10 protein-coding genes and 2 pseudogenes are annotated in these 15507 nt (G+C 61.6%); 6 read left to right on the top strand and 6 right to left on the bottom strand.

All coding sequences use genetic code 11. The features are described from left to right. Positions 1–458: 458 nt before the first annotated feature. Together BUB78_RS17525 and BUB78_RS20760 are read right to left on the bottom strand one after the other, a co-directional pair. Positions 459–788, bottom strand: coding sequence for an arsenate reductase family protein (locus tag BUB78_RS17525; protein WP_073200355.1), 330 nt, complete (start codon positions 786–788; stop codon positions 459–461). A gap of 40 nt (positions 789–828) precedes the next feature. Further along, a complete protein-coding gene (locus BUB78_RS20760; RefSeq protein ID WP_170865100.1) occupies positions 829–1005 on the bottom strand; it encodes a hypothetical protein in 177 nt (58 codons plus the stop codon). 182 nt (positions 1006–1187) lie between these two features. On the opposite strand from BUB78_RS20760, the gene BUB78_RS17520 reads away from it, so the two are divergent. The 5 genes and pseudogenes from BUB78_RS17520 to BUB78_RS21410 form a co-directional block, all read left to right on the top strand. After that, positions 1188–1553 (top strand): MmcQ/YjbR family DNA-binding protein, encoded by a 366-nt coding sequence (locus BUB78_RS17520; protein WP_073200353.1) that lies wholly within the window; start codon positions 1188–1190, stop codon positions 1551–1553. Further along, a pseudogene (gene kynU / locus BUB78_RS17515) lies at positions 1550–2744 on the top strand (kynureninase). Before BUB78_RS17520 ends, kynU begins: the two are co-directional and overlap by 4 nt. Before the next feature lie 233 nt (positions 2745–2977). Further along, positions 2978–3679, top strand: a complete 702-nt coding sequence (locus BUB78_RS17510; RefSeq protein WP_073200351.1) for a hypothetical protein — start codon at positions 2978–2980, stop codon at positions 3677–3679. Positions 3680–3683: 4 nt separating this feature from the next. Continuing rightward, entirely contained in the window at positions 3684–5231 is a 1548-nt protein-coding gene (locus BUB78_RS17505) for a Hint domain-containing protein (RefSeq protein WP_073200349.1), read from the top strand. Positions 5232–5419: 188 nt separating this feature from the next. Beyond that, positions 5420–9226 (top strand): annotated as a pseudogene (locus BUB78_RS21410) (Hint domain-containing protein); the annotation flags it as partial. 200 nt (positions 9227–9426) lie between these two features. Here the strand turns inward: BUB78_RS21410 and BUB78_RS21285 are convergent. The 3 genes from BUB78_RS21285 to BUB78_RS17485 form a co-directional block, all read right to left on the bottom strand. Continuing rightward, positions 9427–10203 carry a gamma-glutamyl-gamma-aminobutyrate hydrolase family protein gene (locus BUB78_RS21285; RefSeq protein WP_073200345.1) on the bottom strand — a complete coding sequence of 259 codons (777 nt, stop codon included), beginning with the start codon at positions 10201–10203 and terminating at the stop codon, positions 9427–9429. A gap of 208 nt (positions 10204–10411) precedes the next feature. Next, on the bottom strand, positions 10412–10600 hold the full coding sequence (locus tag BUB78_RS17490; protein WP_073200342.1) for a DUF2256 domain-containing protein: 189 nt from the start codon (positions 10598–10600) through the stop codon (positions 10412–10414). Then, the gene (locus BUB78_RS17485) at positions 10600–12084 is read right to left on the bottom strand and encodes an FAD-binding domain-containing protein (protein WP_073200337.1); all 1485 of its coding nucleotides are present in this window, start codon (positions 12082–12084) and stop codon (positions 10600–10602) included. The genes BUB78_RS17490 and BUB78_RS17485 overlap by 1 nt, the downstream gene beginning before the upstream one ends. A 107-nt stretch (positions 12085–12191) precedes the next feature. Here BUB78_RS17485 and pepN point away from each other — a divergent pair, with 107 nt between their 5' ends. Then, positions 12192–14744, top strand: coding sequence for an aminopeptidase N (pepN, locus tag BUB78_RS17480; RefSeq protein ID WP_073200371.1), 2553 nt, complete (start codon positions 12192–12194; stop codon positions 14742–14744). A 58-nt stretch (positions 14745–14802) separates the two neighbouring features. On the opposite strand, the gene BUB78_RS17475 is transcribed toward pepN, so the two are convergent. Continuing rightward, positions 14803–15465: a transglycosylase SLT domain-containing protein gene (locus BUB78_RS17475; protein WP_073200335.1), complete on the bottom strand. Its 663-nt coding sequence runs from the start codon at positions 15463–15465 to the stop codon at positions 14803–14805. Positions 15466–15507 lie beyond the last annotated feature (42 nt).

The raw sequence follows: 15507 nt of genomic DNA, 5'->3' as shown, positions 1-15507 counted from the left end.
GTCAAAACCGCGCAAACAGGCCGGACACATGACTGCTTCTGACAAATGCACAAATCTGATCAAAAATGTCTTGCTATGCAGGAGCCATCCACACAGGTCATTGAAGCTGCCCGCAGCGTTCAGCAATAAGGGCTCTTGGACTAAGCCGCTCTCGCGGCTTTGGCGCGTGTGGCTGACGTACGGCCCCTATCACTCACGCTGCGGATTTTGCGATGTGATCGACCTGCCTGACGATTGGGGTTTCTCAATCGGATACCTATGCTCTTCCTCCGAGACCGCCGCCAATGCGCGGTTAGAGGGTTGCAGGACGTCTATGTGGAACGGGGCGCGGAGGTCGGTGGTCAGGTTGGTCGAAGGCGATGTATCAGCGCGCGGCACTCATGGCATTACAGGGCCGAGGGTGCATTCAGTCACCACCTGATAAGACGATGGTTCAGCCCAACAGCCCCCGCCTCCCCTCACCCCGCCAGCAACGCCGCCTCGATGGTGTCGTCCCATCCAAGGTAATAGCTCTCGCCGTTGCGGATCACCGGGCTGACCATGAGTTTGGGTTTGGCGGTCAGTTGCGCGTCGGCCTCTGCGTGTTTCAGCCAATCGCTCAGCCCGTGCCATTCGGTGGATTTGCGATCCACCAGCCGCTCGCCGAACTCGGCGATCAGTTCGGCCCATTCCGCCTCGCTCATCGGCTCGGCGCGCACGTCGCGAAATTCGACCGCGTGTCCGGCGGCCTCAAGGGTTTTCCGGGCCCTGCGGCTGGCCGGGCATGTGCTAATTCCATAGATGATCATCTGGGGGAATCCTTGAGAGGGCCAGGCGCCGAAAGACGGCCTATTTGCTGCGCTTTGCGGCCTTTTCCTCTTTGGTGAGCTTGACGTTCCAGGTGTTCTTGCTGATGCCAAGGTCGCTTGGCATGGGTTTTGTCTTGCCGACACTGACGCTGCCGCCTTGTTCAAGGAACTCCCTGATCAGCGCCTCGTCTGTGGTTTCCTTGGTGACTTGCTTCATCGCTCCGGCCTTCCTGTTGCGCCCTGCCGTGCCAGCGGAGGGAGGATGCCCCTGACCTTAGCGACATCTGGCCGGAAGGAAAGCGATCGCTTGACCGGCAGGGTCACTTTCAACAACGATGGTGATGCCGGTGCGGTTGCGCTAGACTGCCCGAGGCCCCGCCCGAAGCCCAGAGGCCCCACATGACCCGAGATGAGTTCAACGCGTTTTGCCGGTCTCTGATTGCCACCACCCATGTGGTGCAATGGGGCAATGCCGATGTCTGGAAGGTGGGCGGCAAGGTGTTTGCGATCTGTGGTTGGAACCACGGCCGCGATGCCTTTACCTTCAAGGCCTCGGATATCGCCTTTGAGGTGTTGAAGGATCAGCCGGGGATCAGGCCCGCGCCTTATCTCGCGTCACGCGGGCTCAAGTGGTTGCAGGTGACCGACCCGATCGGCCTTGGGGATGCGGCGCTGTGCGACCATCTGGTGATGTCTTATCACATGGCCGCCGCGAACCTCTCGAAGAAAAAGCGCGCCGAGCTTGGGGTGCCAGCCCCGCAATGACCGATTTTGCCGCCACCAAAGCGCTGTTTCATCTGCCCGAGGGGGTGATTTACCTTGATGGCAACTCGCTTGGCCCCCTGCCCCGCGCGGCCGCGGCCAGGGTTCAGCAAAGGGTTCAGGACGAATGGGGCGAGATGCTTGTCACCGGCTGGAACAAGGCCGGATGGATGGCGCAACCGGGCCTATTGGGTGACCGGATCGGGCGGCTGATCGGGGCGGAACCGGGGCATGTGGTTCTTGGGGGATACCCTGTCGATCAAAGTCTATCAGGCGCTTGCCGCCGCCCTTGAGATGCGCCCCGAGCGGCGGGTGATCCTGTCCGACAGCGGCAATTTCCCCAGTGACCTTTACATGGCCGAAGGGTTGATCAAGGCGCTTGGCCGGGGAGACGAATTGCGTGTTGTCGCCCCAGACGAAGTGACGGACGCGATCACGGACGAGGTTGCGGTGACCCTGCTCACCGAGGTGGATTATCGCAACGGGCGGCTGCATGACATGGGCGAGATAACGCGGCGCGCGCAGGATGCGGGGGCGGTGACGATCTGGGATCTGGCGCATAGCGCGGGGGCTTTGCCGGTTGATCTTGCGGGATGTGGCGCGGATTTTGCCGTGGGGTGTACCTATAAATATCTCAATGGCGGCCCCGGCGCGCCGGCCTTTATCTATGTGGCGCCGCGCCATGCGACGCGCGCCTCTCCTGCCCTGTCAGGCTGGCTCGGCCATGCGGCACCTTTTGCGTTTGAGGCCGGGTATCGCCCCGGCAAGGGCATCGAGCGGATGCGCGTCGGCACGCCACCGGTTCTGGCAATGGCCGCGCTTTAGGCGGCGTTGGATATCTGGGACGATATTGACCTTGGCGATATCCGCAGACACTCCATCGCGCTCAGCGAGATGTTCATTGCCGAGGTCGAGGCGCTTTGTCCGATGCTGACACTGGCAAGCCCGCGTGACCCAAGCGCACGCGGCTCGCAGGCGTCGTTCCAGTTCGAGCATGGCTACGCCGCCATGCAGGCCCTGATCGCGCAGGGGGTGATCGGTGATTTCCGTGCGCCTGACCTTATGCGCTTTGGCTTTGCGCCGCTTTATATCGGCGCGGACGATGTGAAGGAGGCGGCGCGCCGTCTGGCCCATGTCATGCAAAACCGGCTCTGGGATGATTCGGTCTATCAGGCCCGCGCTGCAGTGACCTGAGGGCGCGAAGGGTTGCACAACCCTAAGAATGCGCCGCCCTGATCCTGCCCCAATCTATCTAAAATTTACCTGAAATTGCGCGAAATGCCGCCCCAGACAGTGTGTATCCATATTGGAAACAACGGGATGTGAGAGCAGTCAAAGCATCCCAAAGCGCAGGGTGACATCACGATCTCCCGCGCGGCAGAGGCAGCAGCGGATTGTGCATCCCCGCGTGGCAGGAGTGATGGGTTATGCCCGACGGTTATCTGGTACAATTGGGCGATGGATCGCTAGACCCGAACGATGGCATCGGCGGCCCGCTGATCACCTTCACCACCGATACGCAGCTTGGTGCAGGGCAGTGGATATGGTCGGGCACCTGGAACGGCCAGACCTTTACCAACACCTGCGAGCCGGGCGTATATTTCCTCGCGACAGACGGCAGCGTCTATTTCGTGCCGGATTTTGGGCCAGTCACCACGATCAGCAGCGCGACAGTGCAGAGCGCGCCGACGTTCTCGGTTACAAACGGGCCTGTCGACGGAACCATCGGCGACGACATCATTGACGCAAGTTATACCGACGCGCAGGGCGATTCCGTCGATAGCGGAAACGGCGGTGGCGCAGGCGGCAATGACGATACGATCAACGCCGGGGCAGGGAATGACAGCGCCTCTGCCGGGCTTGGCAATGACTCGGTTCTGGGCGGCGCACCGGCTGGCACGATTGGCCCAATTCGCGTGACGGGGGCATCTGATCCGACCGACGTGGCAATGGAAAATCAAAAGGCAAAGCAAGACACGCAAACCGGCAAAAAACCGCAACACAGTGAAAAAGCGCGGCGGCTTCTGGCTGGGCACCACAAAGAAGTGAGACGGGTAAACTCCGTCTATACTTCTGAATTTTCAGTATATTCCCCCCCCCGATCCGGGCAAGCCAAGGCGAGTGGGTAAACTAATGTCTTATACTTTTTGGGCCAGGACAGACAGCAACAACGCAAATAACCCTGCGCTAAACCTCACGGGCGATCCGGCACAGCAAATTACGTTTGTCGCTTCGGGCACGAATGGCGATCTGACTCTGGACACCAACGGCGGCGCACCCGACCCTGACACCCAGGTCGAAATCGGCGGCGTTCTGTATGATTTTACCTTCGAGCTTTCGGCAACGCTTCCGACCTTGAAACGGGACGGTGCAGGTCAGGTCCCTGACCAGTTCGAAGGCTCGACGGTTTATATTATTACGGTGCAGGACTACCCGTCCGCAGGCGACACGACCCGCCTGACCTTTTTGCCAAACGATACCACAACGCAGGCTGAAATGGATGCGTTCGGAAACGGAGCGATCGACCTTCAGAACCTCGGGACCGAGCCTGCTCCAGATTACATCGTCGAAGGCACAAGCGGCAACGATATAATCGATGTGAATTATCAGGGTGATCTCGAAGGCGACCTGATCGACAATGGCGACGGCAACCCGCTACAGCCGGGATCCGTCGGCGGCAACAACGACTCGGTCGTAGCGGGCGGGGGCGCTGACTATGTCGCTTCCGGGCTAGGCGATGACACGATCTACGGCGACGCGGGAGATGACACGCTCTTGGGCGGCACCGGGGCGGACATGCTTTATGGCGGCACCGGCAATGACATCCTGTTCGTGTCGCAGGGCGACGAAGCCTTTGGCAGCGATGGCGATGACCTTTTTATCATCGAGGACCTTGGCGAGGCTGGTGCCGGAACGATCAATATCGTGGGCGGCGAAGGCAATGAGACCGGCGGCGACACGCTGCAACTCAACGCCGATGTGTCACTGGCCGACATAACATTCACCAACACCGATGACGCCGCGGGCGGTCTTTCGGGCAATTTCACGATGGCGGATGGCACGGTTGTCACCTTCTCGGAGATCGAGAACATCATCTGTTTCACCCCCGGCGCGCGCATTCTTACCCCGCATGGCGAGCGCGCGATTGAAACGCTGCGCCCCGGCGACATGGTGATCACCCGCGATCACGGGCCCCGTCCGATCCGCTGGATCGGCAGCCGCACAGTGGCCGGTGTTGACAAGTTCGCCCCGATTTCCATTGCGGCGCATGTGCTTGACGGGGCGACGCGCCCGCTCTTGGTCTCACCACAGCACCGGCTTTTGTTCACCGGCTACAAGGCCGAGCTTTTGTTTGGGTGTGACGAGGTTCTGGTCGCCGCCAAGCACCTTTTGGATGGGCGCGACGTGGTTGCGACCGAGCAGGCAGAGGTGACCTATATTCACATGATGCTCGATGAGCATGAGGTGGTTTATGCAGATGGTGCCGCCACAGAAAGCTTTCACGTGGGCGACATCGGGGTTTCGGCGATCTCGGATCGCTCCCGCGAGGAAATGTTCAGCGTTTTCCCGGAGTTGCGCGCCAATCCTAATGCATACGGCCTGACCGCGCGCCCCTGTCTCAAGCGCCATGAAGCACGGCTTTTGATCCCTGCACCGGTCCCCCTCATCATGGCGGCCTGATCCGCGCGGGAAATTGTGGCGCGGCGGTGCAGTCATGCCGCATTGCGCCCCGAATCATACCCTCCTTGGCGATTAATAAAAATCTAACGAAACGGGGCTAGGGTGGCGTGAATCCCACGACATAGCCCTGAAAGGAAATGCATTCTGTCAGGTCAAATGCCTGAAAGTAACGTCTGGAGTAATGATTTATGGCAATCGGGTATCTTGTCAGCCTTGAGAACAACACCCTTGAGTCGGGCGACACGATTTCAGCAACCCAATCGACCTTTACCATCGACAGCACGCTCGGCACCGATGAGTGGACGTGGAGCGGAATCTGGTCAGATGACGGGAACTTTTATCCGAACGTCACCGATACCGGCACTTATTTTCTGGGTAGCGATGGCAGCGTCTATTTCACGCCTGACACCTGGTTCACCGATAGCGGCACGGCAAGCGTCGTTTCGGCGCCAAGCTATACCGATACCACCGATGGCGTTGTTGACGGCACGGCCGGCGACGATCTGATCGACACCGAATTCACGGACGCACAGGGCGATGCCGTGGACCTTGATGCCCCCGCCAGCAAGAACGATTCGATCGAGGCGGGGGACGGTCAGGATACGGTGATTGCCGGGGATGGCGACGACACGGTTCGCGGCGGCACCGGCGATGACCTGATCTTTGGCGACGGTAGCGATAGCGGCACATTTGCCGGCACGATTGGCAACTTTACCCTGAACGCGGCCAATATCTCGGAGTCGGGCGCGGGCACCGGCGGCCCCGTGGGCCAGTTCGCAACCTATGACAGCGTTGCCACCACCGATACCGGCACCGTCGTTCAGATGCGCGTGACCGTGGTTGACGTCGAAGACCCGAACATGATCGTCGACCTTGGCGATACCATCGGGCTCAACTCCGATAGCGGTGTGGATGCGGGCATCGGCGTGACCTTTCGCTTCGATTTTTTCGATCAGGCCACGGGCGAACCGATCCAGGTCGACGGCGCCCTGACCTTCCGCGACATCGACACTGTCGCCGAAAGCGTAAGCGCGTCGTCAAGCGATGTGACCGGGCTTGCCCTGTCCGGCAATCCGGCCACCAACCTGACCGCGACCGCAACCGCCGACACGCTGACCGCCTCGTCCGACGGGACCAGCTCGGGCTTTACCGACGAAAATCACTGGGCGCAGTTCCTCTTTGAAGGGCAGTCGTCGATGGATTTCACCATGACGTCGCGGGCCGGTTTTACCGCCTATGGGTTTGGGTCTTTCGAATTCACCAATACGCCCGTCATCACCGCCGCGACCCCGGTCATGATGAATGACCTGCTTGATGGTGGCGAGGGCGCTGACACGATCTTTGGCGAGGCGGGTGACGACACCATTCTGGGCGGCGGCGGCGATGACCTTTTGAGCGGCGGCATCGGCAACAACAGCCTTGCCGGCGGGGCTGGCGATGACACCTTCGTGGCGGGTGACGGCGCCGATACCTTCTCTGGTGATACCGGGCTTGATATCATCGACTATTCGGCCTCCGGCAGCGGCGTTTCGGTTGATCTTACCACGAGCACCCTGAGCGGTGGCGATGCGGGCAACGATGTGATCGCCGGCGGCGAAACCGGTGAAACCCTCGGCGATACGCTTGATCTCTCGGCGGTGACCGGGCCGACCACGGTTGACCTCACAAGTGCCGACCCCGAAGCCGGCAGCGTCAGCGATGGCGCCTTTACCGCCACCTTTGGCGAGATCGAGAATATCATCCTCGGCAGCGGTATTGACACCATCGTGCTGGCCGACGGGTCCGGCAATGACGCGGTCACCGGCTTTGCCGCGCCTATCGACAATGGCGACGGCACGTTCACGGGCGGCGATCAGCTTGACGTAAGCGGCCTTCAGGACCTGAGCGGCAATCCGGTCAACACCGTCGATGCGGTCGTGACCAGTGACGGCGACGGCAACGCGGTTCTCACCTTTCCGGGCGGCGAGAGCCTGACCCTGATCGGGGTCGCGCCTGCGGCGGTCTCGGATCCTGCGGCCCTTGCCGCGATGGGCATCCCCGAACCCGGCCCCGTCGACGGCACGTCGGGGGCCGATGTCATCAACACCGACTATCTTGGCGACCCAGAGGGCGACCGTATCGACGCCAATGATGCCGCCGACCTTAGCAACGACGACACCGTCCTTGCGGGCGACGGCAATGACAGCATCGACAGCGGCCTTGGCAATGACCTGATCTTTGCCGGCTCTGGCGACGATGAAATCTTTCTCGATGCCGTGCTTCAGAACGACACGATCTATGGGGGCGAAGCCGGCGAGATCGCGGGCGAAGGCGACCGGATCAACTTTTCGGCCATCTCCACCCCGCTGACGATCAATTTCACCGCCCCCGAGGCGGGCACGATCACCGATGGCACCTCGGTCACCGAATTCTTCGAGATCGAACGCTTCCAGATGGGCACCGGCAGTGACACGGTCATCGGCTCGGACGGTGTGGAAGAGATCATCGGCAACTATGGCAACGACAGCATCATCGCGGGCGGCGGCAATGACACGGTGTTTTCCGGCTTTGACGACGACTATGTCGAGGGTGGCGCGGGCGACGATTCACTTGTGGCCTCGTCCGGCGCCGACACGATTGACGGCGGCACCGGCGATGACCAGATTGACCTTGGCCCCGGCGACGGCGAGGTCGACGTTCTGGTGCTTCAGGACGGCTCTGGCGCGGATGTCGTTTCAAGCTTTGAGGCGCCGATCGACAATGGCAATGGCACCTTTGACGGCCGCGATCAGTTTGACGTCAGCGGATTGAATGACGCCAGCGGCAACCCGGTCACGACCGAGGATGTCACCGTCAGCGAAGACACATCCGGCAATGCGGTTCTGTCCTTCCCGGGCGGCGAAAGCGTGACCCTCGTCGGCGTTACTCTGGCCGAGGTCAACAGCGTCGATCAACTGGTGGCGATGGGCATTCCGCCCTCTGTCGGCGACTTCATCGTCGAGGGCACAAGCGGCGGTGATCTGATTGACGCGGCCTATCTTGGCGACCCCGAGGGCGACCGGATCGACAACACTGACGCCGCTGATGGTGGCAATGACGATCTGGTTCTGGCCGGGACCGGCAATGACACGGTGATCGCCGGGCTTGGCGACGACAAGCTGCAGGGCGTCACTGGCGAGGATTCTATCCTTGGAGGCGCGGGCAACGATAGTCTGAGCGGCGGCGGCGAGGCGGACACCCTGACTGGCGGCGCGGGAACGGACGAGCTTTTCGGTGACGATGGCAACGACCTTCTCATAGGCGGAATCGGTGCCGACAGCATTGTCGGCGGTGCCGGAGACGACACGATTCAGGCCGCACAGGGCGACACCGCAGAGGGTGGCGATGGCGACGACCTCTTCATCCTTAGCGAACTTGGCGAAGCTGGTAGCGGCGCGATCACCATCGTCGGTGGCGAAGGCGATGAAACCAAGGGCGATACGCTTCGCCTGACCTCTGACATCAGCCGCGCCGACATCAAATTTACCAATACCGGCGATACGGCCGGTGGGCTCGGCGGGACTTTCACCATCAATGGCTCGGTCGTGACCTTTAGCGAGATCGAGAACATCATCTGTTTCACCCCCGGCGCGCGGATCCTGACACAGTTTGGCGAACGGGCGATCGAAAACCTGCAGCTCGGCGACTTGGTGGTGACGCGCGATCACGGGCTTCAGGCGATCCGCTGGATCGGCCAGCGGACGGTGCCCGGCATTGGCGATTTTGCCCCAGTCTCGGTCGCCTCAAGCGTAATGGAGGGGGCGCGCGAAGGGCTGCTTGTCTCGCCGCAACACCGAATTCTGTTCACCGGCTATCGTGCCGAGCTTTTGTTTGGCGAAAGCGAGGTTCTGGTGGCAGCCAAGCATTTGGTCAATGACCGTGATGTGCGCGTCTGCCCGCGCGACGAGGTGACCTATATCCACATCATGTTTGATCGCCACGAGGTGATCTATGCCGAAGGGATCGCCACCGAAAGCTTTCACGCGGGCGATACGGCGCTGTCCGCCGTGACCGCCGCCGCGCGGGAAGAGCTGTTCGCGATTTTCCCCGAATTGCGCAGCGCACCGGGACGCCACCGCGACACGGCGCGCACCTGTCTTAAACGGCATGAGGCCCAATTGTTGCGCAAAGAGGCGTCGATGAATGGATCGCCTGACCACGCCATCCAATCATCCGCTCAGGCGGATTTGAGAACCGGCGTCACGCGCCCTGCCGCCCAGGCCCGCACGGCATCGCCAAAGGCGGAAAACAGGGGGCGGCTGACCGGATCGTTGGCGGCATTCCATTCGGGATGCCATTGCACCGACAGCGTAAAGCCCGGAGCACCCTCGACGTAAAGCGCCTCTGGCGTGCCGTCGGGCGCATGCCCGTCGATCACGATGTCCTGGCCGGGGCGCACAACGCCCTGCCCGTGCAACGTATTGGTCATCACCTCTTGGGCCCCCATCAGGCGGTGAAACACGCCGCCCGGCGTGAACCGCACGCAATGGCGCAGGGCAAACTGTTCCGCCATGGTGCCATCGGGGGGCATGCGATGATTGTCACGCCCCGGAAGATCACGGATTTCCGGGTGCAGGCTTCCGCCAAGGGCGACGTTCACCTCTTGAAATCCCCGGCAAATGCCAAAGAACGGCTGCCCCCGTTCAAGACAGGCGCGCACCAGCGGCAGGGTAATCGCATCGCGCGCGCGGTCGAACGCGCCATGCGCCTCGGTCGCCTCTTCGCCATACTCCTGCGGATGAACATTGGGCCGCCCGCCGGTCAGCAAGAACCCGTCGCAGGCCTCAAGCAGTTCCGGCACACTCACAAAGCGCGGATCGGAGGGCACGATAAGCGGCATACATCCTGCCACATCGGCAATCGCAGAAGAGTTCATCGTGCCACCCGCATGCATCGGATAGCGATTTTCAATCACATATTCATTGCCAATAATGCCGACGATCGGGCGTTTCATAGCTGTCCTGTGCCTGCTGGTTCATTCACTCGTATTACGTCTAAATATAGCGTAAAATTGAATAATAAAACATCAAAGCGCGCACATGAATCCGTGCTCGGCCACAGAACTGCACAGAGTTTATGCACCGCTTGTTCATCTTGCCCTGCCAGAAGTGGGGATGTGGGCGGTGCACTGCGGGAGTGATCAATGATCATGCCCGGCCCCGTTACCGGCCAAATGCATCCCGGTCGGCCGGGGGCGCGCCGCCCACACCAGACCGCTGGCGACGGCAGCGCTCACTGCAATAGCGCACCTCGTCCCAGACGCGGACCCATTTGCGCCGCCATTGCATCGGTCGCCCGCAGGTGACGCAGGTTTTGACCGGAAGGTCGGATTTGCGGCGCTGCCGGGCCATCAGAAATCGAACCGAAGCTGTGGATCGGCGGGTTTTGCCCTGCGCGGGCGTTTGCGGCTGGCATGGCGGGTAACGATACGCGCGGTCGCAGCGTCTGATTTATGGCTCCGGCGCAGGCCCCAGACGACCTCGCGCGCATGGCGCGCGGCCGCCACCGGATCGACCACAGGCGCGGGATAGCTGTGCCCCAAAAGGTGCGCCGCGCCCTCCCATGTCCAAGGTGTTTGCAAATGGGCATCCGGCACCTCGGCCAGTTCGGGTAGCCAGCGGCGGGTAAAGGCGCCGCCCGGATCCTGATCCAGACCCTGTTTCACCGGGTTGTAAATCCGGATCGTATTGATCCCGGTGGTGCCTGATTGCATCTGGACCTGAGGCCAGTGAATGCCCGGCTCGTAATCGGTGAACCGGCGCGCAAGGATCGGCCCGGTGCTGCGCCAGTCCAGCCAGAGGTGATAAGAGGCCACCGCCATCAGCATCGAGCGCATGCGAAAGTTGAGCCATCCGGTCGCGTCCAGCGCGCGCATGCAGGCATCGACAAACGGCAGGCCGGTTTCGCCCCTGTCCCAGGCCGCAAGCCGCGCGGCGTCGGGGATCAGCGGGCGCAACCCCTCATATCCCGGATGCAGACAGCGATGTTCGATCATTGGTTCATCCTCCAGCTTCTGGATGAAATGATCGCGCCAGGCCAGCCGCGCCTGAAACGAGCGGATCGCCCCCGCCCACTGTGCATCGCCCGCCGGGCTGGCCTTGGTCGCCGCAACCACCTCACGGATCGACATTGCGCCAAGCGCCAGATGCGGGCTAAGCCGGGAACAGGCGCGCGCCCCGTCAAGCGGCGAGGACATGGCGCGCCGATAGCTGCGCCCGCGGGTGGTCAGGAAACTGTCAAATACGCGCAAGGCCCGCGCCCGCCCCCCGTTCTGACGCATCGGGCAGGCATCGTTCAACCCCAATTCGGCGGCCTTGGGGGGCGCATCACTGGCCACGCCCTCCATCGCGCAGCACGCCTGCGCGGGCGCAACCAGCGGCGCGGCCAAAAAGGCATTGCGGGTCGCCTGCCAGTGATCGCGACCTTTCAGGCGGCGCACCACACCCGATTGCGGCAGCTCTTCCCAATCCACCCCCTGCGCCCGCGCCCAATCGCAGACGCGCCTGTCGCGCTCAAAGCTCCAGCCATTGCCGGTTTCCTCGTGGCTGATCAGCTGGCGAATGCCATGGGTGCGACGCAGGTCCTCAAGCGTGCCGACCGAATCCCCTACCCTCAGCGTCAGAGGCAGGCCAATTTTTGCAAGATCATCGCGCAAGCCCTCCAGGCACTCTTGCAAAAACGCATAATGACGCCCCGAGGCATCCGGTTGCGCCCAGGCCTCTGGCTCAATGATGTAAAGCGCGATCACGGGCCCAAGGGCCGCGGCACGCGCAAGCGCCGGGTGATCACAGACCCGCAAATCGCGCTTGAACCAACAGATGACCGGCCTTTCCATACCCCAAAGGTAGCGGGATCACCGCCAAGGGAAAGCCCCCATTGCAGGCCCGCGCGCCACACCCTAGGGTCGCGGCAAACGCCCCGCCCCTCAAGGAGATGCCCGCGATGAAAGATGCCGCCCCGCAAGCCGTTTACCTCTCGGATTACACGCCCCCCGCCTATCTGGTGAATCAGGTACATCTCACCTTTCGCCTTGCCCCCGAAGCGACCCGCGTGATCAGCAAGATCGCCTTTCGTCCCAACCCGGAGGCGCAAAACAGCGACTTTTTCCTGCATGGCGAGAACCTGCGTCTTATCCGCGCCGCGATCGACGGGGCCGAGATAAAGCCTGATATCACACCCGAGGGACTGCGCGCGACGGTGCCGGATGCCCCCTTTACCTTCGAGGCCGAGGTCGAGATCAACCCCGCCGCCAACACCGCCCTTGAGGGGCTTTACATGTCGAACGGCATGTATTGCACCCAATGCGAGGCCGAAGGTTTTCGCAAGATCACCTACTACCCCGACCGCCCCGATGTGATGAGCGTGTTCAGCGTCCGCATCGAGGGCGACGCGCCGGTGCTGTTGTCCAATGGCGATGCGGTCGCGCAGGGCGCGGGCTTTGCCGAATGGCATGATCCCTGGCCAAAACCGGCCTATCTTTTCGCGCTTGTCGCGGGCGATCTGATCAATCACCCGGATCGCTTCACCACCCGCTCTGGCCGCGATGTCGAACTCAACATCTGGGTGCGCCCCGGTGATGAGGGCAAATGCGCCTTTGGTATGGAAGCGCTCAAGAAATCCATGACATGGGATGAAGAGGTTTACGGCCGCGAATATGACCTTGATATCTTCAACATCGTTGCGGTGGATGACTTCAACATGGGGGCGATGGAAAACAAGGGCCTGAACATCTTCAACTCGTCCTGCGTCCTGTCCACGCCGGAAACCTCGACAGATGCCAATTTCGAACGTATCGAGGCGATTATCGCGCATGAGTATTTTCACAACTGGACCGGCAACCGGATCACCTGTCGCGACTGGTTTCAGCTCTGCCTGAAAGAGGGGCTGACGGTCTATCGCGATTCCGAATTCACCTCTGACATGCGCTCGGCCCCGGTCAAGCGGATCTCGGATGTGATCGACCTGCGCGCGCGACAGTTTCGCGAAGATAACGGTCCGCTGGCCCATCCGGTGCGCCCTGCAAGTTTTGTCGAGATCAACAATTTCTATACCGCCACGGTCTATGAAAAAGGCGCAGAGCTTATCGGGATGCTCAAGCGGCTTGTGGGCGATGAGGCGTATAAAAAGGCGCTCAATCTCTATTTTGAACGCCACGACGGTCAGGCCTGTACCATCGAAGATTGGCTGGCGGTGTTCCAAGAGGTCACCGGTCGCGATCTGGCTCAGTTCAAGCTCTGGTATGAAGAGGCCGGAACGCCGCGCCTCAAGGTGAGAGACGAGTTCAAGGATGGCACCTATACCCTTCACTTTGAACAACAAACTCCGGCGACACCGGGGCAGGACACAAAACACCCGCGGGTTATTCCGATTGCCGTGGGCCTGCTTGGCGCCAATGGCGATGAGGTTCAGGAAACCCGTGTTCTCGAGATGACGCAAGCCGCGCAAAGCTTTTCGTTTCATGGATTAGCTTCGCGCCCTATCCCATCTATTTTACGTGATTTTTCCGCTCCGGTTGTTCTGGAACGTGACACCACAAATGCCGAGCGCGCCTTTCTTCTGGCGCATGATACCGACCCCTTCAACAAATGGGAGGCCGGGCGTGCCCTGGCCCGTGATGGTTTGATCGCGATGATCCGCGAGGGCGCCGCGCCCGACCCGGCCTATCTCGATGCGGTCCAGACGATGGCGCGCGACGAAACCCTTGATCCGGCGTTTCGCGCCTTGGCACTTGGCCTGCCAAGCGAGGATGATCTGGCACAAGCCCTCTTTGACATGGGCAGCACGCCTGACCCGCAGGCCATCTGGGAGGCGCTCGAGCAACTGCGCAACGCCCGTGCCAAACACATCGAAGGGGTGGCGCGCGAGCTTTACAAGGCGCATCAGGTCACCGCGCCCTATCGCCCCGACGCCGAACAGTCCGGCGCGCGCGCGCTCTCAAATGCCGCACTGGCGATAATCTCGCGCATTGATGGCGGCGCCTTGGCCGCGCGGCAATTCGAGAGTGCCGACAATATGACCCAGCAACTTGCGGCCTGGTCCTGCCTTTTGCAGGCGGGCGCAGGAGAGGCGGCGACACAGGCGTTCTACGATCAGTGGCAAGGGGACCGGCTTGTGATCGACAAATGGTTCAGCCTGCAGATCGTGCATGCCAGCCCCGAGGACACCGCCGAGGCGGCAAGCCGTCTGGCAAATCATGCGGATTTCAACATCCGCAACCCCAACCGCTTTCGCGCGACATTTGGCGCGATGGTCATGTCCCCGGCAGGGTTTCACCATGCTTCGGGCAAGGGATACCGCCTGTTGGCGGAATGGTTGATCAGGCTTGATCCGCTCAATCCGCAAACCACAGCGCGCATGTGCTCGGCGTTCGAGACATGGCGGCGTTATGACGCCGCACGCCAAACCCTGATCAAGGCAGAGCTTGATCGCATCCTCGACACGCCGGGGCTAAGCCGGGATACAACAGAAATGGTGACCCGCATCCGCGGCGTCTGAGCGGCCATTTTCTTCGGCAAAGAAAATGAGATAGAAAATTCGTCGAATTTTCTGGGGATCAGTCCGCGACCTGCGCAAGCCGTGCAGGGCGCGTGCGGGGGCGCACCGAGGAAGGCGGCTTGCAATAGCTTTGGGCGCGGGTCCAGCGCTGCATGTCCTGACGCTTTCTGGCGCTGTGCAGCGGCCCCCAATCGGCGGCCACGCCGCGCATGCCCTGCGACACCACCCCGTCGCGCGCCACCGTATGCGCCATGATCCGCACCGCACAGGAAAGATTATCGGGCCCATCGCGCAGGGCCTCGCCTGATCCCGCGCGGCATTTGTATCCGCGCGCCGTAGCCGGGAGGATTTGCAACAAGCCATACCACCGCCCGCCGCCGCCCACAGCGCGCGGATTATAGGTGCTTTCATGTTTGGCCAGGGCCGACAAAAACCCCACCCAGAAGGCCCGGCGGCCTGCATCGCTGGCCTCTGGATAGGCCGGACACCAGGTTGCAATGTCGCGCGGCACGATCTCTGTCAGCGCCGCGCCATGCGCCTTGAGCGCCGACAATGCCGTGCGCGTCAAAAGTGGCGCATCGGTACGATGTTCCCATCTTGTGCGCGGAATATTGCCATCGCGCGCCAGCGGTGAGAGGGGGTAAACGCCGCTTGCGCCCTCTTCAGCCAGACTGGAGAGCGGAAAAATTGCAATAAAAACAATAGGAAGAATTTTCCTCATGCACCAAGTGTGCCCCGAACTGCGCGCCAAAGCAACGTGCAG

It is taken from the genome of Roseovarius marisflavi (assembly GCF_900142625.1).
Lineage (GTDB): Bacteria > Pseudomonadota > Alphaproteobacteria > Rhodobacterales > Rhodobacteraceae > Roseovarius > Roseovarius marisflavi.
Note: the sequence above shows the minus strand (reverse complement) of the source record. Positions and strands in the feature narration are given on the sequence as shown.

Coding starts and splice junctions, on each gene's coding strand:
- BUB78_RS17505 (WP_073200349.1), top strand. CDS start 3,684: ATGTCTTATACTTTTTGGGCCAGGACAGACAGCAACAACGCAAATAAC.
- BUB78_RS17485 (WP_073200337.1), bottom strand. CDS start 12,084: ATGGAAAGGCCGGTCATCTGTTGGTTCAAGCGCGATTTGCGGGTCTGT.
- BUB78_RS17475 (WP_073200335.1), bottom strand. CDS start 15,465: ATGAGGAAAATTCTTCCTATTGTTTTTATTGCAATTTTTCCGCTCTCC.
- BUB78_RS17510 (WP_073200351.1), top strand. CDS start 2,978: ATGCCCGACGGTTATCTGGTACAATTGGGCGATGGATCGCTAGACCCG.
- BUB78_RS17520 (WP_073200353.1), top strand. CDS start 1,188: ATGACCCGAGATGAGTTCAACGCGTTTTGCCGGTCTCTGATTGCCACC.
- BUB78_RS20760 (WP_170865100.1), bottom strand. CDS start 1,005: ATGAAGCAAGTCACCAAGGAAACCACAGACGAGGCGCTGATCAGGGAG.
- pepN (WP_073200371.1), top strand. CDS start 12,192: ATGAAAGATGCCGCCCCGCAAGCCGTTTACCTCTCGGATTACACGCCC.
- BUB78_RS21285 (WP_073200345.1), bottom strand. CDS start 10,203: ATGAAACGCCCGATCGTCGGCATTATTGGCAATGAATATGTGATTGAA.
- BUB78_RS17525 (WP_073200355.1), bottom strand. CDS start 788: ATGATCATCTATGGAATTAGCACATGCCCGGCCAGCCGCAGGGCCCGG.
- BUB78_RS17490 (WP_073200342.1), bottom strand. CDS start 10,600: ATGGCCCGGCAGCGCCGCAAATCCGACCTTCCGGTCAAAACCTGCGTC.